Here is a 22852-nt window from a genome sequence, read left to right as displayed (position 1 = left end):
AGAATATGGAACAAACGCATGATACATATGGAGGGGCCATGAGCAAGAAATGGTATTACGTGCTCGCCATCCTGCTCGCAGCCTGCAGCTGGATCGGGAATGTCTGGTATTACGAAGCCAACCAACTGGGAAGAACGGTATTCCTCGAGCATCATGTGGAGACGAGGGAAGGGGGAGGCCGCGTATTCGACTTGTATTATGTGGAGGACAAACAAGCAGATAAGAGGTTGAGCTCCATCCGGATCGAAGGTTACCCTGGACAGATCGTGACGCCCTATCCCCGATATGCGGAGTATCAGAGGCAGTACTTAGGAAAAATGATGGTGAACTTAAATGCCCCTGAGAAAAAAGGGACAGGAGAGAAGCTGGAGGAGCCGATTCTTATTCGGGAAGTTACCGCGCTTTATTCCGACGGAAGCTCGGAGCAAGTGAATGTCGGGGAAATATACGTTTGGCCCGGCGTATATCATCAGGAAGATCAAGATCCGATATCGTGGACATCCGGCGGATCTTCCTCCGATCATTCGGGATACGACTCCGCTGTTGTGAAGCGTCCGGTACAGTTAACGGCGTTCTCCTCGAAACTGCTGGATATCGCTCTAGAGGGGCATCTCCGAATCTATGCCGACATTTCAAGTCAAATACCAGGTACCAGCTACCGGTCGCAACCTTCGGAAGCGCACATCGAGTTAAGAGGCGAGCTCATCGATGAGATTCAGCTTCCACTTAACATTCATAAAGGGGATTCCATTCGAATCAGCCACCAATTTGATATGCCGTCGCTTGAGAAGAGCATGCAGGTTTACCAACTCCTATTGAAAACAACCTTTATGGAGGAAAGCGGTCGCCAGTGGCATGGAGAATCGGTAATTCCCTATCACCCGAGACCGACGGATCAAGAATTGTCGGAATTTGTCCGGGATAGCAGGAGGACACCATGACTAGGGCTTACGGGCGTATGGGCTGGGGCCTGTTGTTTGTAATTGTCGACTTTAAGCTGGACTCGGTGGATATGTTGCCCGATATGCTCGGGTACCTGCTGATCGCTTCGGGACTATGGCGGCTCCAGAAGTTGAACGGATATTTTAAGGCAGGGCATCTGTCGGCTTGGCTGCTGATGGCCTGGTCGGTGTTACAATTGTTTTGGTTTACCGAAGCGGGGATAGACGGCTTACCCGTGCAATCCGCGAAGGATGTATGGATCCAGCTGCCTGCCCTCTGTTTGCATACCGTATTGATTTACGGAATTTGCAGAGGCATCCAGGCGCATTTCGCGGGTAACGCGTCCGGACTGGATCACAAGGCAAGCTTCCGGCTGCACTTATTTATGGCGGGACAGTTCCTGTGGCTGATCGTGTACCCATTCATTTTAAATCTGGATTCGGGCGATATGTTCCTTGTGTTCTTTCTGTGCTCGCTCATCGTAATGGCGGCCGAGATCGCGGTTCTGCTCCTGGTCAGGCTTGCCGTACGGAAATCGACCGAGATCTAGGAATAAAGCGCTATACCCAGGTTTGTTAACGATTATGAAATCAATCATGTTGAACCATTGTCTTTGCTGGGATGATACACGATCGTAACGCCCAACTGGTTATATATTTCTTCGGTGTAGTGATGATCCGGGCAGTGCTTGATCGTTGCCATGTCTTCTTGCCTGGAGATCAGCTTCTGCTCGCAGTCGGGGCATCGGTCCTGGAATAGAGATTTCAGCTTATTCAACATGATCACCACACACCTCCTTAATTTCCGATACAAATACTTGGGTTTATTATAAATCAACAGCGAGGCACATTCAATAGCAATGTGCCCCGGCAACGATATCAAATGAACGGAGATCGATCACCTTGATAGTGCAACTTGTAGTCATGGTCTTTATAGGTATCATCGGTTCTTTTTTCTCAGGGTTGCTGGGAATAGGCGGGGCGATCATTAATTTCCCCTTGCTTCTATATGTACCTTCCTGGTTTGGACTGGAGGCCTTCACCTCCAAGGAGGTCGCATCCATCAGTATGCTGCAGGTATTTTTTGCTTCCTTGTCAGGCATGCTAACCAATCGGATGAGTTCGCGCGGCGGTGAGTCGTACGTTCACAAGCGATTGGTCATCCAGATGGGGGCCAGTACCTTGATTGGCAGTCTGATCGGGAGCCTTTCCTCGATGCTTATGACGAGCGGAACGATTAACGTGATTTATGGATTTCTGGCGGTGATCGCGGTGTTATTGATGATCGTGCCGACCCGGGCATCCATGGAGAACAGATCGGTGAGCGAGGTGACTTACCATGAATGGATTGCGATGGGAGCGGCCTTTATTGTCGGCGGCATCGCCGGAATCGTCGGGGCCGGCGGCGCCTTTATCCTGATCCCCATTATGCTGACGGTTCTTAAGATCCCGACGCGGATCACCATCGCATCCTCGCTCGCGATCGTCTTTCTGTCCGCGGTCGGGGGCGTTATCGGCAAAATCGCCTCGGGCGACATTCCGATTTGGCCGTCCCTGTTTGCCGTTGCCGGAAGCTTGATGGGTGCCCCCATCGGCGCGATTATCAGCCGCAAGATGAACGTCCGCCTGCTGCGGTACGCCTTGGCTCTTCTCATTGCGGTGACGGCGGTCAAGATCTGGATCGATATTTTAGGGTAAGTAAAGAGGTAGAACCTTATTCATCATGATGGAAGAGGAGGAGATGAACGATGAAAACCAATCGGCTGGGCTCTTCGGAATTGTATGTAAGCGAAATCGGGCTGGGCTGCATGTCGCTGGGTACGGACGAAGGACAAGCGGTGAAGCTTATTCATGAAGCGTTGGATCGAGGCGTGAATTTTCTGGATACGGCGGACCTATACGATGAAGGCCGCAACGAGGAACTGGTTGGCAAAGCGGTTCAGGGCCGACGTGAGGACGTCATCATCGCCACCAAAGTGGGCAACCGCCGCGTGCCGGGACAGGAGGGCTGGGTATGGGATCCTTCGAAGGACTACATCAAATCAGCCGTTAAGGACAGTCTGCGCAGACTGGGTACGGATTATATCGATCTGTACCAGCTTCACGGGGGGACGCTGGATGATCCGATCGAAGAGACGATTGAAGCTTTTGAAGAATTGAAGCGGGAAGGGTGGATTCGATATTACGGCATATCGTCCATCCGGCCGAACGTCATCCGCGAGTATGTCGCGAAATCCCACATCGTCAGCGTCATGAGCCAGTACAGCATCCTGGACCGGAGACCGGAGGAAACGGTCCTTGATCTGCTTGAGGAGAACGGAATATCCGCGATTGCCCGGGGTCCCGTTGCCCGCGGCATCTTGTCGGACCGAGGACAAGCCAAAGCCGAGAAGGGATACCTGGATTACAGCAAACAAGAGCTGCTTGACGTGCTCAAGAAGCTTGAAGCGTTTGGAAGAGGCCGGGATTTGTCCCAGCTGGCGATTCGTTATGCTTTGGCCCATGCCGCTGTTGCCTGCACCATTCCCGGGGCAAGCTCGCTTGAGCAGCTGCTGCATAACCTGGCTGCGGGGGATTTGGAAGCTTTATCGCCTCAGGACATCCAATCGATCCAGGCGATCAGCCGCGCCAACCAATATGAGGCACATCGGTAACACCGGGAGCGATAAGCGTGTGAATGGTCTATCCCGTTAATCTTTTGGGGCATGAAATATTTATGGCTTGAAGATTTACGGATGAACCTCATTCCCGCATGTTATAATAACCGGATAAGAGCCTGACGTCAGGCGAAATAGTTCATGCCCGCAATCCGCTCTTAGGATCACGGGCTTTTTTGTACCTTATTTGTACTTTATCAATAAATTGGCGTCAAACCTTGGGGAATGTCAAACTTTTTGAGGCGATGGTTCGTTCCAAGGAACGTAAACCGCGCGGCTTATGCCATAATCGTACATGGTGAAAGGATTCTAGAATGATTACCATTGAGCATCTATCAAAAACCTATCGCAAGGGCGCTTGGGCGCTCTTGGATGTTTCATTACAATTGGATAAAGGCATGACGGGTCTGCTAGGCCCCAATGGCGCCGGAAAAACAACCTTAATGCGCATCCTGGCAACCTTATTGACGCCGACCTCCGGGCAGGTGAGGGTGAACGGAATATCCCTTGGACGGCCGGAGGAGATTCGGCAGATGATCGGTTATTTGCCGCAGCATTTTCACATTTATCCGCAGCTGACCGGCAGAGATTATCTGGATTATGTGGCGGCCATGAAGGGGATCACGGACCGGAGCGCTAGGCTGAAGGAGATCTCCAGGCTGCTTGAGATGGTCAATCTTCAGGAGAAGGCGGACAAAAAAGTGCGTACGTACTCGGGGGGCATGAAGCAAAGATTGGGCATTGCCCAAGCGCTGCTCGGTTCCCCGGATATTTTGATCGTAGACGAGCCGACGTCTGGGCTGGATCCCCAGGAGCGTGTCCGGTTCCGGAATGTGTTAACCCGTTTCAGCATCGACCGGACGGTCCTGTTGTCCACTCATATCGTAGCGGATATCGAGAGCAACTGCCGCCGCATCGCCGTAATGAACAAGGGGAGATTGGCCATGAACGGCAGCCTGGCCGAACTGCAGGCCTGCGGAAAGGGACAAGTGTGGGAAGCGGTGATGGGGCATGAGGAATTTGCCTTGATGGATCCCATGTCCGTCGTGTCCACTCGAACGGTACCGGAAGGCGTGCTTTGCCGGTTTATCAGTGCAGCGGCCCCAGTGACCGGCGCGTTTCCGGCGGATCCGACCCTGGAGGACGGCTATCTGGCTCTGCTGCGGAGGGATCGCCATGCATAAGTGGTGGAGGCATAGTCTGCTGGAGCTGCGGCTTTTGTTCGGCAATCCCTTGTTTGCCTCGCTTCCGGTCCTCTACGCGATTCTGTTCATCGTCATCATGCTGCAGGCGGCAAGCGGAAACGGACCGAATCATAACTTGTACTCGGCTGCGTATTCCTTTCACATGCTGGGTCATACGATGACGCTGGGTCCGGCGATGTTAATCGGCATCTTGTCCATCCGGCGGGATGTCCGCCGTCGGTCGTTTGAATGGAACCACAGCCTGCCTGTGTCCTTCTTCACCCTGCTGTCGTCGAAATATGCGGTCAGCTTGCTGTACTTTTCCCTGTTTACCCTCTCGACGTCGGTTATATTCTATATCCTGTCGGTCAGCCAGGGGATAGCCGGTGATATCGCGATGGTGCATACGATGCAATTCGCGGTGCAGTATGAGGTTTCCTATATGGTGACGCTCGCGCTAGCGATGCTCCTCGGGGCAAGCATACCGAATCGGATCGTGTATTTGATCGGTTTCTGTGCATGGATGTTTGGAACGTTTTTTATGGAAATTTATTTCATCAGCGAATTAAGATGGATGCCGGCCCAAGTGTTTCACCTTAACCAATTCTTCCTTCAATCCAATCGGTTTGAATATGAGAATTGGGGGTACGGCCTACTATCCAAGGATATCCAGCTGTCCCGTTGGTTCGTGCTGGCCTTCACGTTCCTGCTGCTGACGGTGTGTTTGTTCTTGTTAAACTCGAAGCGCCCCACGATGCTGAAAAAGGCAGGGTGGCTGGGCGTGCTCGGGGCTGTCGTGTTGACGGCAGCCGCCGCCGTGCCCTACGGCACGCTTTGGGCGGAACGGTATGCCCAAATTGATGCGAAGCTGGGAGACCCGACGATTTCTTATGTCGATGATCCTGAAAATATTGCCTTCTATCATGTGTCTTCCTATGACATCAAGCTGAAACGGCTGCCAAACGACGAGCTTCGCGTGACGGCGAAGCTAACGATACCATCCTCCGAAATATCGGGCATGAGGCAGCTGCCGTTAACCTTGAACCGGATGTTCAAGCTTGAACGTGTCCAACTCCAGGGCATCGATGCTGCTTATCGCAGACAGGGAGAGCGGATATCGATCAGGATGGTTGGCGATGCCAAGGGAGGGGACCTTCAAGCCGAGCTGGAATATAGGGGCAAGGTGATGGATTTTATGGCCGGGTACTCCAATGAAGAATTTGCGGCCTATAGCGTGGGGCCTGAAGTTAAACTGGAGGGACATATGGCCTGGTATCCGCTTCCGGGTCATCAGGAGGTATATTTAAAGAGCGATAATGGAGACCTTACGTCAAAATATGTTTATCTGGGCTGGCAATACGGCAAGCTGCGCTACTCTGTAGGAGAGATGAAGCTGGTGGTGGAGGGTTATCCGCAACCCTTGTATACAGGAATGAAAGAGCTGGAGCGGAAGCCGGGCTACCAGCGGTTTGAGGACAGGGAGATCGAGCAGAATATCTCTCTGTACGGGGGACAATTTTGGAAGGAAATCCACCGGAACGATCTCCCGGTTACCATCGTGACAACGCCTTATCTGGAGAAGGCATCCGTGTCGCTGCTGAGGGATATGAAAAAGAAATATGACTATTTTTCCGAGTGGATACCCGAGTTCAACAGCAGGGTCGAGAAGATCTTGTATTTGGGCCAAGGTTTTGATTACCCTCAGGTGAATCATCGCCTGATTCTGTCCTCGAACCACTACACCTATAACTTCGCGAACTTGCCCGGCGAATGGATGAACTCGATTCTGTTCGGCAACCAGGGTGCGTTCCATTATAATTTTGAGCATCCGGAACGAGACGTGCGCGGGAAGATCAGCAGTCTTTTCTGGTATGTGTATTACGTGGAGGAGAAAGGGCTTAGCGATAAACAATTAAGATCGGCTTACGGAAATCTCCGGTCGGTACAGCAGCTGCTGTTCAAAAACGGAAGCGGGGAGGATCCCCAAAACCAAATAGGCATAAGTATGGCCAGACAGGTTAGAAAGGCGCTGGAGGAAGGCAGAGGGAATCAGGTCAAAGAGCTGCTGGTGCAGTTTTATGGGCAGGGGCTGATGCTTCCCGACACCGAACGCAACCCGGCCTTACGACCGGAGAACCCGATCACGTACAAAGAGTGGCAGCAGGAGTGGGATGCCGTGATGAATGTCAAATAATGACGACTATGCACCTGCACGCGGTCGGTTATAATTGAGAAATAGTTATAACGGAAGATGAGAATGCATGTAGAAAGGGGGGGATAGGCATGATTTCCGATCAGCAGCTGTCCGAACGCATGGCTGCCGGCGACCAGGAAGCGTTTGAAATGCTGGTGACGAGGTACCATGGCCCGCTGCTCAGTTATACGACCCAGAGGCTGGCCGACAGGCAAAAGGCCCAGGATATCGTTCAGGAAACCTTTATCCGGCTCATACGGCATCTGAAGCAGCACGGGACGCTCGAGCATGTTCGCTCCTGGCTGTACCGCGTCGCTCTGAATATGTGCAAGGATTATTGGAAAAGCGCATCCTACAGGTCCGAAGGTCTTGCGGGTGAGGAGATGCCGGATGCATACGACCCTGAACCGGGCGCGGAGGAGCTTGTGGAAAGGCAGGAAACTTCCCTCGAAATTGCGGCGTCGCTCGAGACCTTGCCCGATATACAACAGGAAGTCATATCGCTTCGGTTCTTTCATGACCTGAAGCTGCAGGAAATCGCCGACCTGGTCGACCTCCCCTTGAGTACGGTCAAAACGCATTTATATAACGGCTTGAGAAAGCTGAAGAAAACATTGTCCATGGAGCATTCCGATTTGGTTCCCGTCCATTCGTCCCGAAGGACGCGGGAGAAGAGTCCTCAGGAACAGGTACGGAACCGCTCCAAGTCGGAAGAATCTGATTCGCAGAGCAAAGTAAAAGAAAGTGAGGTGTATCTCCATGGATCATCCATTCGATAATGAATTGAGAAGACTTGAAGACGAGCTTCGCGGCCCGCTCAGACGAGCGGCTCTTCCGTCGCCGACACCGGATGAGACGGCCCAGCTCATCGCGTCCCTTCAGGGGGAGTTCAATCAGCTCCGGATTGACCCCGAGTCTCCCAAGCTGGATTTTAATCCGCAGGTCGACCCGCCCTCATTGAAACAGATCCTTCGGAGCCAGATTCGATTGAATCAAAGATCCATTCTGCTCACGGCAGGCGCGGTATTCTGCATGCTGGTCATGCTGATCGATCCGGAATATCCGCTTGATCAATTTGCCGGCTTGCCCGGCGGCATTTTTCCATTGATTACCCCTCTGCTGCTGATCGTATCGATGCTGTTCAGCAGTCGAACCTGGGATAAAGGGATGCGGGCCGTGGAGACGCTGACCCCTTACCCGCCGGCACTGGTCTTGTATACCCGCCTGCTTCTCGTGACGGGCATCGTCGTCGGAATGGCCTTGCTCAGTACCCTTGCGCTCGGGCTTCGATCCATCCAAGCAGAATCCTCCCGCTTTTTATTCGGGCCCTTTATTCTGGAGTGGATGGGCATTCTGCTGGTGACGGGAGGGGCCGCGATGTATATGCTGTTTCGCAAAGGCATGGTCTATTCGCTGATCTCGGCGGTGTTGGTGTACGGCATGTGGATCGTGATACAGGGCCAGATCGTGGACCACGGCGTTTCCATGAGCGGCAAAATGCTGACAGACATGTCCCTGCTTGTGATCGGCTTGATTCTGCTGATTTCTTCCTACGGACGAAGCTTGAAGCTGAACGGAGCCTGGAGATTGGCGAATGATTAGGCTGGAAGGACTGGAACGGCAGGCAGGCACGTACCGGCTTGAAATCGAGAAAGCGGAGATTCAATCCGGCCTGAACCTTATCGTGGGGGCGAACGGCGCCGGAAAAACAACCCTGATCGAGCTGCTGACCACGCTGCAGGCGCCCGATGCAGGCGATATACTGTACAGCGGGCGCAGGGCAGGGGATCATTTGCCGCTGATCCGCAGTCAAATCGGGTATGTTCCGGCGGATATCGAGCTGTATGGGGATATGAAGGTCGGCAAGCTGCTGACCTATATGGCCGAATTGAAGGGCGTGTTTAATCCGGAAGCTATTGACAGGCTGATGGCGGACTTTCGGCTGGAGCCTTTCCGCAAGAGCAAGGTCAAGAATTTGTCGCAAGGGGTGCAGCGGCGCATTGCCGTCGTACAAGCGCTGTTGGCCTCACCGTCCTTTCTGTTCTTGGATGAGCCTTTGAACGGCATGGACGCGGAGGAGCGCAAATTTCTCATCACATATCTGACCAAATATGCCAGGGGCCGTATGGTGATCGTTGCAGCCCACGAGCTGAACGAATGGGAAGAGGCGGCGGATACCGTCATCTGGATACACCGCGGCCGCCTCCGGTATATCGGTTCACCGACCCAATGGAAGCTGAATGTGGCCTCCAGCGTCTGGGAAGGCGAGATCGATTTGGAAGACTTTGAGCGGATACCGCAGGAGCTGCTGATTCACTTTCAAATGACGGAGCATCGGATGAGAGTCAGGCTGATGGGGAAAAAGCAGCCGGGTCCCGAGTTCATGGAGAAGGCGCCTACCTTAGAGGACACCTTTTTCCTACATATGAACGCATTAGCCAGACGCGGCTGAGTATAGCTTGGATCATGAAAAATCATCGCCTTCATTCGGGCGATGATTTTTGCGTTTTCATCCGTTTAAAGCCGTCTACCTGGTCGTTTTTCCACTCTTATGCCTCCAATTATAAATCCACGAAGCAACCATGGTGGAAGGCAAAAACAAGACTTGCGTATTGTAGTGGAGCTGTTCTTCTTGAAACGATATGTTGTTGTAATACGTTTCCTGATCGACCCCCTGCCTTCGGGGATCTTCCTTTAACGCTGCAATATACCGGTACTGTACGGGAATCATGATCAGGAATGCGGCGACCAGAACGCTCGCAATCATCCACATCTCAGAACTCATACGTACACGCTCCTTTGGTTTATCGTATATGGAAAGCCATATTAATATACACTACGTATAAATCTCGGAATGGATTCAAATATTTACCATATGAACGCCCGTTATGCCGACTTTATCTATCGAAAGCCAATCATCCGTTTCAGAACAGGGTAAGGAAGGGTAGGCACGGTGCGCGTCATCGTTGAACGGCGGCAAGCGACTGTGGCATGAAAGGATGAATTCGGAAGGGAGCGAGAAATCATGGGAACCGTAAGTAAACAGGGAACGGAGAAGGTGGCGCTGGTAACGGGCGCTGGCGCGGGAATCGGACGAGGCATTGCCAAGGTGCTGGCTGAAAAAGGCTACCGGCTGGCGATGACCTACAATTCGAGCAAAGAAGGAATCGTGGATGTAGCGGAGGACATCGGCCATACCTACGGCAAGGAGCCGCTTATTATTCAGAGCGATTTGACCGTTCGCAGCGAAGCGGAGAATACGATACGAAAGACGCTGGAAGAATTCGGCCGGATCGATTTGCTGGTGAACAATGCCGGTATCGGTCTATACGACGAGTTGACGGAGCTAGAAGAGGATGCGCTGGACATGACGATGCATCTAGATTTCCGGGCGCCGATGCTGCTCAGCAAATATGCGGTTCGGGAGATGATCGCCCAAGGAATTCCGGGAAACGTCATTTTCATTACGTCCTCTCGGGGAGAGAGGGCCTACCCGAAGGACAGCATCTACGGCGGCATGAAGGCGGCGCTGATCCGCGCGGCGCAATCGCTGGCGCTGGAATGGGCGCCGCATGGCATCCGGGTGAACTGCGTCGCTCCGGGTGCGACGGTGCACAAGCCGGAGCAATCGGCGGAGGAAGAGCCGCTTGGCAGCAAAATCCCGCTGGGGCGATTGGGGACGCCCTCGGACATCGGGGAAGCCATCGCTTGGCTGTGCTCGGATGCGGCTTCCTACATTACCGGCGTTAACCTTCGTATTGACGGCGGCCTGATCTTGCCGGGCATGCCCGAGGATACGTCCCCCGAAGCCGGTTATGGGTGGGGTAAAGTTTATCGAGAGGAGAAGGAATGAAGGGGTTTTCAAATCTCATGCAGAATAAAATATTATATTCCGATGAAATTAGTTGGGTATCACTCTTTTCAAACGAAGGAAAGTATGAGAGAATGGGAGAAATTATGAAATGATCATACTTTCCATATGAAGAAAAGGGAGGAAATACCCATGTCAGAAGAACGCCAATTTTCCATTGAAACGCTAGCGGTTCACGCCGGTCAGGAGCTTGACCCGACCACATTATCCCGCGCGGTCCCTCTTTACCAGACCACTTCCTACGGGTTTAAAGACAGCGAGCACGCAGCTAATCTGTTTGCGCTTAAAGAATTCGGCAACATCTATACGCGCATCATGAACCCGACCACGGATGTATTCGAGAAACGGATTGCAGCGCTTGAAGGCGGGGCCGGAGCGCTGGCGACATCTTCCGGGCAGGCAGCCATCACCTTCTCCATTCTGAACATTGCGGGTGCAGGTGATGAAATCGTTTCCTCCTCGAGCTTGTATGGCGGCACTTATAATTTATTTTCCAATACGCTGGCGAAGCTGGGCATCAAGGTCCATTTCGTGGATTCCACGGATCCGGAGAATTTCCGCCAAGCGATCAACGGCAAGACGAAGGCGCTGTTCGCCGAAACGATCGGCAACCCGCAGGGGAATGTGCTGGACGTGGAAGCCGTTGCTGCCATAGCGCATGAGAACGGCATTCCGCTGATCGTCGACAATACGTTCCCTAGCCCGTATCTGCTGCGCCCGATTGAATATGGAGCGGATATCGTCGTTCATTCCGCGACCAAATTCATCGGCGGCCACGGCACTTCCATCGGCGGGGTCATTGTGGATAGCGGTAAATTCGATTGGACGGCTAATGACAAGTTCCCGGGATTGACGCAGCCGGATCCAAGCTATCATGGCGTCGTGTATACAGAGGCCGTAGGCCCGATCGCCTACATTATCAAAGCGCGTGTGCAGCTGCTGCGGGATATCGGCGCGTCGCTGTCCCCGTTCAATTCCTGGCTGCTTCTTCAAGGGCTGGAAACGCTGCATCTCCGGGTGGAGCGCCATAGCGAGAATGCGCTGAAGGTTGCCAAGTATCTGGAGAATCACGAAGCCGTGGAATGGGTCAGCTATGCAGGGCTGCCGAGCCACCCTTCGTATGAGCTGGCGCAAAAGTACCTGCCGAAGGGCCAAGGCGCCATTCTGACCTTCGGCATTAAAGGCGGGGCAGCAGCAGGGCAGAAGGTGATCGAGAATGTGAAGCTGTTCTCACACCTTGCCAATGTTGGCGATTCCAAGTCGCTTATCATCCATCCGGCCAGCACGACGCATCAGCAGCTGTCCGAAGACGAGCAGCTCACGGCAGGCGTCAATCCGGAACTGCTGCGTCTGTCGATCGGGACCGAGTCCATCGACGATATATTGTACGATCTGGAACAAGCGATTGCGGCCAGCCAGAAGTAAGACAATCCTGCTATATCGATAGGTAAGACAAAGGGCGCTTTCCCTATTGGGGGAAGGCGCCCTATTTTTGTGATGCCACACGGCAGTTACCCCGTTGATCGATGTAGTCGATCCAGGGATGACCTTCCGGAAATTGCGTGCGGAGCGATTGGGCCAGCCACTCAACAGCCTCATGGTCCAGGGTGGGGAGGACCGTCCTGAAATCCCGCTCGTCTTTATCGCGGATGTTCCTGCTGCCTCCTTTACACAGGAGTTGTATTTCCGGCTTCAGGTAGGGGATTCCTTGGTCTGTCTTCAACAAGATATCGCAAAGCGGTCTTCGGATCGACGGTTGCCGGTGATAGACCCAGCAATCCTGTTCGGTTTCCGTCAACATGAGCTGGAATGCAAATGGAGCTTTGTCATTCCTGCTGACCCATACGTCCCCGACGGAATGCAGATACTCGCCTTCTTCCCATAACGACAAGTTTCCTTGATCGGCTTTGTACAGCGTCCAAGCTTTGGCTAAGGCGGCGTAAACATCGGCCTGCTCTTCGCGATGGATCAGGATATCGGTATCGCTGTGTTCTCTGGTCTGCTCTCCCAAATGCAAATCTAACGCCCATCCTCCTGCGATATACCAATGAACAGGGATTTTCGCAAAAATCCCGGCAGCCTCCGATACGCTGAAGGGTTCCCAATGGTCATAATCGGTTCGCATGTCCATGCCTCCTCTTTGTTCTCTCGCTTCGGCCCGTTCCTCCATTATAAATGGTCGGGAAATGGTCGGGGGCGGATATTTTTTCGATCGGCGTTTATCCCGTGCGCTGTATATTTCCAATTGTTTCATAATAACCTGTAAAGAAGCGTTTATCCAATTCAAGGTGAAAGGGAGTAGAAGGATAACCATGACGGAAAGGCATTGGGGAGCAGGCAGTGAATTGGGAGAGCGTTTATGGGAAGATAAGAAGTTTATCGAAGCAGAGGACATCACGGCAAACGATTTTTCTCCCGAGACGGATCTGCTGAAGCATTTTGCTATGGCAGGAGGAGTCACCCATGAGGAGGTATTGCTGTTACTGGCATCGCCTGACGACATTGAGGAAGCCCTCAGGGTTTCGGGGATTCGTCATAACGGCACGGACAGACCTTCCTTGACCCGACTGCTGGGGTGGAGTGACAGGAACCGAAGACTGAAAGTCATGAGCCGATCCGCGGATCCTGAATCCATCATACGTGATCTCGAGCAGGGTGCTCAGGGAATCGGACTGATACGCGGTGAGGATGCTTTGCAGCATGGCCTGCTGCAGGAGGTATATTCGGCATGGCTGAATTCACGGAGCGCGGAGAAGAGCGCTTTGTTAAGACGGAGACTCATTATGTTATGGGTGACGTATTGGGTGTCGGTGTTTCAAGCGGCAGCCGGAGCCCGATGCGCGATCAGTTTGCTGCAAGATGCCCGGCTTACCAATACGATGGATTTACGCGAGGCGCAGGATGCTCAGCTCGAGTCCTTGTTCCGGGCGATGGAGCAGTGCGGGGCGGAAGGCATAGACTGCCATTTAGAGCTGTTGGCTGTACGTCCGGCACATGCGGATGAGTTTATATCGATCCATAATTTTATCGAAGAAGTGGCGGAGCAGACGCTGATGGATCAGAAGCGTTTTGTCCGAATACGGTACGGGGCGCTGCTTGGCGAAGGAATGAGCCCGTCGGCTGCGGCGGAGATTGCCCGTTTGGCCGATGTGCTGGTATTCGATTGCGAAGGAATAGGGAATTCCGCATCATCGGATGAAGCAGGTCAGAAGGTCTCGGCGTTCTCGGAGATGATCAGTCGAATCAGACGAACGAAACCCCAGTTGACGCTCCGGATCAATGGCGTGGGCACTGCTGATTTGCGGATGGTGTACCGGCAGGGCATACACGAGGTCTGCTGTCATCCTTCGGAACTTGCGGCCATACGGATAACCGGCGCGAGATTGGAAATGCGGCGCAGATGTTCCATGATTCTCGATTGAGTGAATGAGAGCGCTTTATACGGTTTGGTTCATAAGAGAGGTCCTTGCGAAGAAATCGCTAGGACTTTTTTTACGTTTGATAGCACATATGCCTCATATGTGTGGACAACAACACCGATAGTGCTCTTCAGAATTTAAAATGACGTGAAAAATATGGTTTACAAATGAAAGCAAAGTGAGTATGATACATATAAAGTTGTACGAAGGAAAATAAATTGTATAAGTTCAAAAATGATTCTCATTCTCATTTAGCATGCTGCTCCGGCCTAGCCGGGGCAGCATGTGTCATTTTAAGGGTAGTAATAATGGATTTCATTCTCAATTAGGAAGGTGATTGGTTATGCAATGGATACAAAGTCAAACGACAACTGGACGCATATCGACAATAGAAAATGGAGCCGATCCGCGTGAGCCGAGGCAGCCGGGGAAATGGGATATCCGCAGCCTGCTGAGCAATGCGGAGGTAGTGGCTGCGCTGGGCAGCGGTTTGCTGATGCTGGTGGCCTGGTTGACCAGCCAATGGTCTGAGCCGCTCTCCGTTGTGCTGTACGTGATATCCTACGCCGTCGGCGGATGGGTGAAAGCCAAAGAAGGCGTCGAGACTCTTCTGAAGGAACGCGATCTGGATGTGAACCTGCTGATGATCGCTGCCGCTATGGGGGCTGCAGCGATCGGATACTGGAACGAAGGCGCGATGCTGATCTTCATCTTTGCCCTCAGCGGAGCGCTTGAGAGTTATACGATGGAAAGAAGCCGCAAGGACATCTCGTCCTTAATGGAGCTGCAGCCGGAGACGGCCCTTCGCATCGAGAAGGGGGAAATGGTGTCGGTATCCATTAACAAGCTGGAGATCGGCGATCTCATTCTGGTGAAGCCGGGCGAGCTGATTCCGGCAGACGGCAAAATCTATCGCGGCAGCTCCTCCGTGAACCAGGCCTCCATTACCGGCGAATCCGTGCCGGTCGATAAGTCCGTAGGCGATGAAGTGTTCACTGGCACCTTAAACGGGGAAGGCGTCCTGTACATTGAGGTTACCCAATCGGCGGAATCTACGTTGTTCGCCAAGATCGTCCGGCTGGTGGAAGAAGCGGAGAACGAGGTGCCGGAATCGCAGCGGTTCATCAAGCGGTTCGAATCGATATATGCCCGCGTCGTTGTCATTGCGACCGTGGCGTTGATTGTTCTGGCCACTCCCGTTCTGGGATGGGATTGGGATACTACCTTCTACAAAGCGATGGTGTTTCTCGTGGTGGCATCCCCTTGCGCGCTGGTATCTTCCATCATGCCTGCGATGCTGTCGGCGATTTCCAATCGTGCCCGAAAGGGCGTCTTGTTCAAGGGCGGCGCCCATATCGAGAATATGGCGCGTACGGCGGTTGTCGCATTTGATAAGACCGGTACCTTGACGCTCGGCACACCCGTGGTTACGGATTTTATCGCAGGCGAGGGGTGGGATCGGCACGAACTGCTCGGCATCAGCGCTTCCATCGAACGGATGTCGAAGCACCCGCTAGCTTTAGCTATTGTCCAATCAGCTGAGAAAGAGGGAGCACCGCTGCAGCAGGTAGAGAACGGTCAGTCCATCACTGGCTGGGGCATGCAGGCGGAAGTTGCGGGAGTCACCTGGAAAATAGGCAAAAGCGACATACTGGAGGAAGGGACCGAAGATCCGCGTTCGGGTGCGATTTCCGATCAAGATGAAAGCTTGGGCGCGGTTCAAGAGAATCGCCAGCACTGGCTGTCCATTCGGGACACGCTGGAATCCGAAGGCAAAACGGTATCCGTTATCCTGAAAGGGGACAGCATCGTGGGCATGATCGCGCTGCAGGACGCGGTCCGTCCTCAGGCGGCCATGGCCGTTAAGCGGCTCCAGCAGCTGGGCATCAAGGTAGCGATGCTGACGGGGGACCGCAAGGCGACGGCAGAAGTCATCGCCAAGCAAAGCGGCGTCGACATGGTGTTCTCCGACCTGCTGCCGGAGGATAAGGTTACCCATATTAAGGACCTGCGTGCCCGTTATGGCCATGTGGTCATGGTAGGGGACGGCGTGAACGATGCGCCGGCGCTGGCCACGGCAACCGTCGGCATCGGCATGGGCGTTTCGGGAAGCGGAACCGCGCTGGAGGTGGCGGATGCGGTGCTAATGAACGACAACATCGATGAAATCGCCGGTACCGTTAAAATGGCACGCAAGGTTCAACGCATCGTGAAGCAAAACATGATCTTTGCCATTACCGTCATCTTGACACTGATTGCAGCCAATTTCATCGAAGGCGTAGCGCTGCCGCTCGGGGTCATCGGCCACGAAGGAAGCACGATTCTGGTCATCCTGAACGGGCTGCGCCTCCTGCGCAGCAGCCGTTAATGGACTGAGCATCGTCTGCAATGACAAAGCGTCCCCTTCTTTTCCTTGCTGGAGAAGAAGGGGATTTCTCTATGGGCAGCGAAATAAACAGGCTGCTTGATTTCGTGGAAGATGAGAGGTGGTCAGCAATATGGCATTCTTTTACGACTCTCCAAGGGGAGCTGCTTATACCTGGCTGATTGATTATGCGATGGAGCGGTCGGCGGTATTCGTGTTAGCAAGGCGCGGAGAGTTCCAGCTCATGGAGGAAGCCGAGCGTGTGTTTTCGCTGCTTGAGCCTTATCTGATCGAAGAACGCAAGATTAGCGAGCACGATATCATGAAGCGATCGGATGAGGAAACCGTGAGTGGCAACGGGATTGAATACGGAGCAGGCACTTACTACATCTATGGGTGCTGCGAGGAAGCCGCTGTTGTGTTGAAGCAGGCGGCGGATGATCTGTTTGCATGGCAGCATCCCCATCTGCCGGAGGATTTGAACTTTTGGGATCAGGATGGACAGGACCTCTTACATAATGTAGCTCATGAACGAATGGGCGGGCTTCAGATCGGCAAAGAAGAAGCCGAGAGCATATCGGCCATGGTTCCGGGCCTGTTTCTAAGCCGTCCGGAACATAAGAAGTTTGAAGTGTTCTGGCAGGATGTATTGTTCCATAAACCGCGCAAGCTTGAAATTTTCGGTTTTGGCATCCAGGAGATTCCTGAAAGCATCGGAGAGCTGAAGGAGCTGAAGGAACTTATGATCCATGAAAGTTACGTCACCAGACTGCCTGCGGCCCTGTTTGGTCTTACGGAATTAGAGGATTTGACGGTATATACGGAGGATCTCGTGGAGATTCCGGCGGAGATTGGTGATTTGACCAAGTTAAAACGCTTGAATATCGCGTGCGGGAGTTATCATGGACCTACAGATCATGTGATCCGGAGAGAGGAAGTATCGTTGACGCGGGTCCCTCCGGAGATCGGACGATTGAGGTTGCTGGAGCTGCTTAGTATGAATTACACGGGGATTATGGAACTTCCCATGGAGATGGGGCAGCTGCAGAATCTGAGTTTCCTTGACCTAAGCCGAAATCAACTCCAGAGCGAGCCGGAATTCATAGAGAAACTGACGGGACTTTCGTATGTTAATCTGTCGGATAACCGGTTCAATCCAAGTCCTCAAAATCAGTTTTAGGGTGATTACATTGAATAATCAGAGCATTTGGAAAATCATGACCTAGCTATGAATCCCTCTGAGCTCGCATGGCGAGTACAGGGGGATTTGTGCAGGTATCGCGTTTCGCTTCGGAACTTCATCAAACATTCATCTTCGCACCGTTAATCGTGTGGTTGATGTCTTTTCGTAACCCAAAATTCTTCTAACCTAATCTCAGCGCACTCCTGACCTCGAAGTAAACGTTTTACAACGAGGTGTTCTTTCGAGCACGAGATTCATTTTTTCGAAATAGTAAATTCCCCAGCGGTTTATGAAGAATGGATTAACAATATTTGCAGTTGGGGTGTGATGTGACATATTGACAGACGGCTCCGATATAACCATAATTAATATTAATTTATAATGATTATAATTAAGTGTTCCATATATAGGAGGGAAACGATATGTACAAATCCGTTATTATAGGCACAGGCCCTGCCGGGCTTACGGCTGCCATTTATCTGGCTCGCGCGAATTTGAGCCCGCTCGTCATTGAAGGTCCGCAACCTGGCGGACAGCTGACAACCACGACCGAAGTTGAAAATTTCCCGGGGTTTCCCGAAGGCATCATGGGTCCTGAGCTGATGGACAATATGCGTCAGCAGGCGGAACGTTTTGGCGCGGAATTTCGTACAGGCTGGGTGAACAGCGTGGAATTCGGAGAGCGTCCGTTCAAGCTGGACGTTGACGGAATGGGCGAGGTGGTTGCCGAGACGCTGATTATATCTACGGGCGCAACGGCCAAATATCTCGGCATTCCGGGAGAGCAGGACAATGTGGGACGCGGCGTGAGCACTTGCGCAACCTGCGACGGATTCTTCTTCCGCGGGAAAGAGATCGTTGTTGTCGGCGGCGGCGATTCCGCGCTGGAAGAAGCTAACTTCCTGACCCGCTTTGCATCCAAAGTAACGCTGGTTCACCGTCGGGAGGAGCTTCGTGCATCGAAAATCATGCAGGATCGCGCCCGTGCCAACGAGAAAATCGAATGGGCGTTGAACCGCACGCCGCAGGAAGTCATTGCGGACGAGACAGGCGTTAAGGGCATCAAAGTGCTCAACAATGAGACTGGCGAAGAAGAGACGATTACGGTCAGCGGCGTGTTCGTGGCGATCGGCCACCATCCGAACACCGGTTTCCTTGGCGGAAGCATTACGACCGACCCGAACGGATATATCGTAACGACTCCGGGAACATCCGAAACGAATATCCAAGGCGTATTTGCTTGCGGCGACGTGCAGGATACCCGTTACAGACAAGCGATCACGGCAGCAGGAAGCGGCTGTATGGCGGCTATGGATGCGGAGAAATACATCGAGAGCTTGGAACACAGCGCTGTCGTGTTGTAAACTGATAGATAGAGATCGAACCGGCTGTAAGCAGCCCAAATCATGAGTAGAGGAGACTGACCGACATGGAAAACGTGATTGTATACACTTCGAACAACTGCCCGCACTGCAAACAAGTAAAAGGCTTCTTGTCCGATCAAGGCATCGAGTTTGAAGAGCGCAACATCGAGCAGAACGACGAATTCGCGCAGCAGGTATGGGATATGGGCGTTCGCGCGGTACCTCTCACCATCATCGGTGAGCACCGTATTCTTGGCATGAACAAGATCCAGTTCAACAAAGCGTTGAATCCTGAAGCTTAATCTCATCAGCATGATGGCAAGCCAATCGCTTGCCTATGATAAAAAGCTCCTTCCCGAGGTTCGGGAAGGAGCTTTTTTTGTTGCCGAGCCATGCTCATGCTGCCATACGTTCGTACAAATCATGTTCACTTGCTGAAAAACAGGCTCATGATGATCTGGAATACGACGTATGCCGCCACGCCGGAGCCGAGGAGAATGAAGCCGGCTTTTTTCTTGCCTTGAAAAAAACGCATAATGGCGAGACTGAACAAAGGTGCGATAACTAGGAGAAACAGCAATACGGTCACAAACATTTGTGCCGATATTTCCGCAGTGCTTACATAGGTCATTTGAGCGTTTCCTCTCCCTTTTGTATAACGATCACACGTTTCTCCGTGAGGAGAATCGTGATTTAAATTACAGGACGAGATTAATTATAGCGGAAAATCGCTGGATTTTCCTTAATATGCTGGGCGCTAATTACGACAAAATATCGTCAATTTTAATGAATCGGCATGGAGACCCGTACCGGGCTGAGAAATTGCGAAATGGCAGAGTAGGCCGCACCGATCATGGTAGAGCGGCTGCCCAGCTCCGCAAACCGGATCTCCATCCGCTCACGGTGGTATGGAAGCGTGCGCTGGGCAACGACCTGCTGGAGCGTTTCTTCGATCCAAGCCCGGGCGTCGGACAGCGGCCCGCCGATGATGACCGATTGCGGATTGAATCCGTTGACAAGATTGGTTATGCCAATGCCGAGATAGCGTCCGAGCTCCTCGAAATGCCGGATGGTCTCCTCATGGCCGAGCTCGGCATGATGGACAAGCTCGGACGTCCGCCTGGACGGAAGAACGGCATCTTTGCCGTCGTAGGATTTCTCCGAGGCGTACAGCTCCCAGCAGCCGCGGTTGCCGCAGCTGCATTCCCGACCCTCGGCTTCGATGGACATATGGCCGCTTTCGCCGGCATATCCGCGGGCTCCCTTATAGAGCTCGCCATTGATGATAATGCCGGAGCCGATACCGCTGCCGGCACTGATATAGAGGAGATGGCGGGCGTCCCGGCCGGCTCCGAAGCGCAGCTCGCCCTGGGCACCCGCGTTCGCTTCATTGTCGATGGTGACGGGGAGTCCGAGCTCAAGCTCGAGCTGCTCCTGCAGCGGGACCATGTCCCACCCCAGGTTGGGGGCGAAGAGGACGGTGCCGTCGCCGTCGACCATCCCCGGGACGCCCACGCCGATCCCGATGATGCCGTACGGGGAGGGAGGGGCTTGACGCATCAGGCTGTGGATCATGCCCACCATCAGCCTCGTCACCGATTCAACGTCGTGCCCTTCAAGCGCGGTGTCTTCTTCGGCAAGGATCCGTCCTTCCAGATCGGTAAGCACGGCGGTTATCTGCTTCACGCGCAGCTCGACGCCGATGGCATACCCGGCTTGTCCGTTAAACAGCAGCAGCTGCGGCTTCCTGCCGCCGCTGGATTCGCCGGGCCCGATTTCCTGGACCAGGTGGTTGCTGCACAGCTCCTGCACAAGATTGGAGACGGTTGCCTTGTTGAGGCCTGTCAGCTTGGACACCTTCGCCCGGGAGACCGGCGCGTGTTGACGTATCGTATCGAGAATGATGGAAGTGTTTATTTTCTTGACCAGAGCCTGGTCACCGGTAATATTCGTCATGTGTGTTCATCCTTTTAGTCTTGCTTTCCTAATCCAGTTAGGCTTGTGAGACTTGATATGCTCATAGTCTAGGGGCAAAGCCCGGAAAATGCAACAGCCCGTAACGCAGCATAAGTCACGGAATCATTAATGAGCCGGATCCGGTGGGCGATGTCTTCATCCGAATGTGGAGGGATGGTGTACCCTGGATTAGACGGGGAACATGTCCTTTGCCGCAGGAGCGAAACCATCCCACGGCAGGCGGAATCGGTTTTGAAAAACTTGTAAAGGAATAACTTTGTTTAACCAATAGACAAAGTGGTGGAGCTGTGATAGGATAACCTTGTAAGCGTTAACCACACCTTAACAAGGTATAGGAGGATTTATTCATGGCCTATTTTAACAACATTAGCAAAGTCGAGTACGAAGGCAGCAAATCGACCAACCCTTATGCTTTTAAATTTTATAATCCGACAGAAGTCGTAGCCGGCAAAACGATGGAAGAGCATCTCCGTTTCGCGATGGCTTACTGGCATACATTGACTGCAGGCGGCTCCGATCCGTTCGGTGCCGACACGGCAGTTCGTCCTTGGGGCAACTACTCCGGCATGGACCTTGCCAAAGCACGCGTTGAGGCAGGCTTTGAATTCATGGAGAAGATGAACCTTCCGTATTTCTGCTTCCACGACGTGGACATTGCACCGGAAGGCAGCAGCCTGCGCGAGTTCTACAGCAACATCGATACGATTGTGGACTCGATTGAAGACCATATGAAGTCCACCGGCAAAAAACTGCTGTGGAACACGGCCAACATGTTCACGAATCCTCGTTTCATGCACGGTGCGGGCACTACGTGCAACGCCGATGTATACGCTCATGCGGCTGCGCAAATCAAGAAGGGCCTCGAAGTCGGCAAACGCCTCGGCGCCGAGAACTACGTGTTCTGGGGAGGCCGTGAAGGCTACGAGACCCTGCTGAACACGGATATGGGCCTAGAACTGGATAACCTGGCACGCCTGTTCCATATGGCGGTGGATTACGCGAAGGAAATCGGCTTTGACGCTCAGTTCCTGATCGAGCCTAAACCGAAGGAGCCGACCAAGCACCAATATGACTTCGATGCGGCTACTACGATTGCATTCCTGCAGAAATACGGTCTCGACAAGCACTTTAAATTGAATCTCGAAGCAAACCACGCCACGCTGGCCGGTCATACCTTCGAACATGAGCTTCGCGTAGCACGCATCAACGGCATGCTCGGTTCCCTCGACGCGAACCAAGGCGATATGCTCATCGGATGGGATACGGACGAATTCCCGGTTAACATCTATGACGCTACATTGACGCTGTACGAAGTGCTGATGAACGGCGGCCTCGGCCGCGGCGGCGTGAACTTCGACGCGAAGGTTCGCCGTCCATCCTTCGAGCCGGAAGATCTGTTCCATGCGCACATCGCCGGTATGGATACTTACGCAAAAGGCTTGAAAGTGGCAGCGAAGCTGATCGAAGACCGCGTATTCGAGGACTTCATCGCGAAGCGCTACAGCAGCTTTAATGAAGGCATCGGCGCAGACGTCGTAAACGGTAAGGCTACGCTGGCTTCCCTTGCGGAATACGCGCTGAACAACGAGTCCCCTCGCAAAAACGAATCCGGACGCCAAGAAATGCTGAAGGCGATCCTGAATCAGTACATTCTTGCGAATTAATTCATAACGGTACGGCTGTTTAAGCTTGTTCCA

Annotated in this window: 22 protein-coding genes; 17 read left to right on the top strand and 5 right to left on the bottom strand. The window is 53.0% G+C overall.

Annotated elements, in window-relative coordinates; translation table 11 throughout:
• Nucleotides 1-38: 38 nt before the first annotated feature.
• Both HMPREF9412_RS22715 and HMPREF9412_RS22710 read left to right on the top strand, forming a co-directional pair.
• Nucleotides 39-941, top strand: a complete 903-nt coding sequence (locus HMPREF9412_RS22715) for a hypothetical protein (protein ID WP_009594082.1) — start codon at nucleotides 39-41, stop codon at nucleotides 939-941.
• Nucleotides 938-1492 carry a hypothetical protein gene (locus HMPREF9412_RS22710; protein WP_009594076.1) on the top strand — a complete coding sequence of 185 codons (555 nt, stop codon included), beginning with the start codon at nucleotides 938-940 and terminating at the stop codon, nucleotides 1490-1492. The genes HMPREF9412_RS22715 and HMPREF9412_RS22710 overlap by 4 nt, the downstream gene beginning before the upstream one ends.
• Before the next feature lie 44 nt (nucleotides 1493-1536).
• Here HMPREF9412_RS22710 and HMPREF9412_RS22705 read toward each other — a convergent pair whose 3' ends face one another.
• Nucleotides 1537-1722, bottom strand: a complete 186-nt coding sequence (locus HMPREF9412_RS22705) for a hypothetical protein (RefSeq protein ID WP_036673163.1) — start codon at nucleotides 1720-1722, stop codon at nucleotides 1537-1539.
• Nucleotides 1723-1844: 122 nt separating this feature from the next.
• Here HMPREF9412_RS22705 and HMPREF9412_RS22700 point away from each other — a divergent pair, with 122 nt between their 5' ends.
• The 7 genes from HMPREF9412_RS22700 (at nucleotide 1845) to HMPREF9412_RS22670 (ending at nucleotide 9428) form a co-directional block, all read left to right on the top strand.
• Nucleotides 1845-2639 (top strand): sulfite exporter TauE/SafE family protein, encoded by a 795-nt coding sequence (locus HMPREF9412_RS22700; protein WP_009594117.1) that lies wholly within the window; start codon nucleotides 1845-1847, stop codon nucleotides 2637-2639.
• 50 nt (nucleotides 2640-2689) lie between these two features.
• Nucleotides 2690-3595 (top strand): aldo/keto reductase, encoded by a 906-nt coding sequence (locus tag HMPREF9412_RS22695; RefSeq protein ID WP_009594052.1) that lies wholly within the window; start codon nucleotides 2690-2692, stop codon nucleotides 3593-3595.
• Nucleotides 3596-3912: 317 nt separating this feature from the next.
• Nucleotides 3913-4782 (top strand): ABC transporter ATP-binding protein, encoded by an 870-nt coding sequence (locus HMPREF9412_RS22690; RefSeq protein WP_009594107.1) that lies wholly within the window; start codon nucleotides 3913-3915, stop codon nucleotides 4780-4782.
• Nucleotides 4775-6976 (top strand): ABC transporter permease, encoded by a 2202-nt coding sequence (locus HMPREF9412_RS22685; RefSeq protein WP_009594071.1) that lies wholly within the window; start codon nucleotides 4775-4777, stop codon nucleotides 6974-6976. Before HMPREF9412_RS22690 ends, HMPREF9412_RS22685 begins: the two co-directional genes overlap by 8 nt.
• Before the next feature lie 89 nt (nucleotides 6977-7065).
• Nucleotides 7066-7755: an RNA polymerase sigma factor gene (locus HMPREF9412_RS22680; RefSeq protein ID WP_009594062.1), complete on the top strand. Its 690-nt coding sequence runs from the start codon at nucleotides 7066-7068 to the stop codon at nucleotides 7753-7755.
• The gene (locus HMPREF9412_RS22675) at nucleotides 7736-8578 is read left to right on the top strand and encodes a hypothetical protein (protein WP_009594080.1); all 843 of its coding nucleotides are present in this window, start codon (nucleotides 7736-7738) and stop codon (nucleotides 8576-8578) included. Before HMPREF9412_RS22680 ends, HMPREF9412_RS22675 begins: the two co-directional genes overlap by 20 nt.
• Complete coding sequence (locus tag HMPREF9412_RS22670) at nucleotides 8571-9428, top strand: ATP-binding cassette domain-containing protein (RefSeq protein ID WP_009594050.1); 858 nt, start codon at nucleotides 8571-8573, stop codon at nucleotides 9426-9428. Before HMPREF9412_RS22675 ends, HMPREF9412_RS22670 begins: the two co-directional genes overlap by 8 nt.
• 75 nt (nucleotides 9429-9503) lie before the next feature.
• Here the strand turns inward: HMPREF9412_RS22670 and HMPREF9412_RS22665 are convergent, their stop codons facing one another.
• A complete protein-coding gene (locus HMPREF9412_RS22665) occupies nucleotides 9504-9761 on the bottom strand; it encodes a DUF3949 domain-containing protein (protein WP_036673148.1) in 258 nt (85 codons plus the stop codon).
• Between the two features lie 240 nt (nucleotides 9762-10001).
• On the opposite strand from HMPREF9412_RS22665, the gene HMPREF9412_RS22660 reads away from it, so the two are divergent.
• Together HMPREF9412_RS22660 and HMPREF9412_RS22655 are read left to right on the top strand one after the other, a co-directional pair.
• Entirely contained in the window at nucleotides 10002-10829 is an 828-nt protein-coding gene (locus HMPREF9412_RS22660) for an SDR family NAD(P)-dependent oxidoreductase (RefSeq protein ID WP_009594055.1), read from the top strand.
• Nucleotides 10830-10979: 150 nt separating this feature from the next.
• A complete protein-coding gene (locus HMPREF9412_RS22655; protein ID WP_009594125.1) occupies nucleotides 10980-12272 on the top strand; it encodes a homocysteine synthase in 1293 nt (430 codons plus the stop codon).
• Between the two features lie 61 nt (nucleotides 12273-12333).
• Here HMPREF9412_RS22655 and HMPREF9412_RS22650 read toward each other — a convergent pair whose 3' ends face one another.
• Entirely contained in the window at nucleotides 12334-12972 is a 639-nt protein-coding gene (locus HMPREF9412_RS22650; protein WP_009594130.1) for a nucleotidyltransferase domain-containing protein, read from the bottom strand.
• 187 nt (nucleotides 12973-13159) lie between these two features.
• Here HMPREF9412_RS22650 and HMPREF9412_RS22645 point away from each other — a divergent pair, with 187 nt between their 5' ends.
• The 5 genes from HMPREF9412_RS22645 to HMPREF9412_RS22625 all read left to right on the top strand — a co-directional run bounded on the left by HMPREF9412_RS22645 (nucleotide 13160) and on the right by HMPREF9412_RS22625 (nucleotide 19480).
• Nucleotides 13160-14269, top strand: a complete 1110-nt coding sequence (locus tag HMPREF9412_RS22645) for a hypothetical protein (protein ID WP_009594040.1) — start codon at nucleotides 13160-13162, stop codon at nucleotides 14267-14269.
• Nucleotides 14270-14609: 340 nt separating this feature from the next.
• On the top strand, nucleotides 14610-16634 hold the full coding sequence (locus HMPREF9412_RS22640) for a heavy metal translocating P-type ATPase (protein WP_009594098.1): 2025 nt from the start codon (nucleotides 14610-14612) through the stop codon (nucleotides 16632-16634).
• A gap of 130 nt (nucleotides 16635-16764) precedes the next feature.
• Nucleotides 16765-17811, top strand: coding sequence for a leucine-rich repeat domain-containing protein (locus HMPREF9412_RS22635; protein ID WP_009594072.1), 1047 nt, complete (start codon nucleotides 16765-16767; stop codon nucleotides 17809-17811).
• A 425-nt stretch (nucleotides 17812-18236) separates the two neighbouring features.
• Complete coding sequence (gene trxB / locus HMPREF9412_RS22630) at nucleotides 18237-19178, top strand: thioredoxin-disulfide reductase (protein WP_009594070.1); 942 nt, start codon at nucleotides 18237-18239, stop codon at nucleotides 19176-19178.
• A gap of 65 nt (nucleotides 19179-19243) precedes the next feature.
• Nucleotides 19244-19480, top strand: coding sequence for a glutaredoxin family protein (locus tag HMPREF9412_RS22625; RefSeq protein ID WP_009594069.1), 237 nt, complete (start codon nucleotides 19244-19246; stop codon nucleotides 19478-19480).
• Between the two features lie 125 nt (nucleotides 19481-19605).
• Here the strand turns inward: HMPREF9412_RS22625 and HMPREF9412_RS22620 are convergent, their stop codons facing one another.
• Together HMPREF9412_RS22620 and HMPREF9412_RS22615 are read right to left on the bottom strand one after the other, a co-directional pair.
• A complete protein-coding gene (locus HMPREF9412_RS22620; protein ID WP_009594106.1) occupies nucleotides 19606-19809 on the bottom strand; it encodes a hypothetical protein in 204 nt (67 codons plus the stop codon).
• 152 nt (nucleotides 19810-19961) lie between these two features.
• Complete coding sequence (locus tag HMPREF9412_RS22615; RefSeq protein WP_009594065.1) at nucleotides 19962-21134, bottom strand: ROK family protein; 1173 nt, start codon at nucleotides 21132-21134, stop codon at nucleotides 19962-19964.
• Between the two features lie 368 nt (nucleotides 21135-21502).
• Here HMPREF9412_RS22615 and xylA point away from each other — a divergent pair, with 368 nt between their 5' ends.
• On the top strand, nucleotides 21503-22819 hold the full coding sequence (xylA, locus tag HMPREF9412_RS22610) for a xylose isomerase (protein WP_009594057.1): 1317 nt from the start codon (nucleotides 21503-21505) through the stop codon (nucleotides 22817-22819).
• Nucleotides 22820-22852: the final 33 nt, after the last annotated feature.

This window comes from Paenibacillus sp. HGF5 (genome assembly GCF_000204455.1).
GTDB classification, from domain to species: domain Bacteria; phylum Bacillota; class Bacilli; order Paenibacillales; family Paenibacillaceae; genus Paenibacillus_AQ; species Paenibacillus_AQ lautus_A.
Note: the sequence above shows the minus strand (reverse complement) of the source record. Positions and strands in the feature narration are given on the sequence as shown.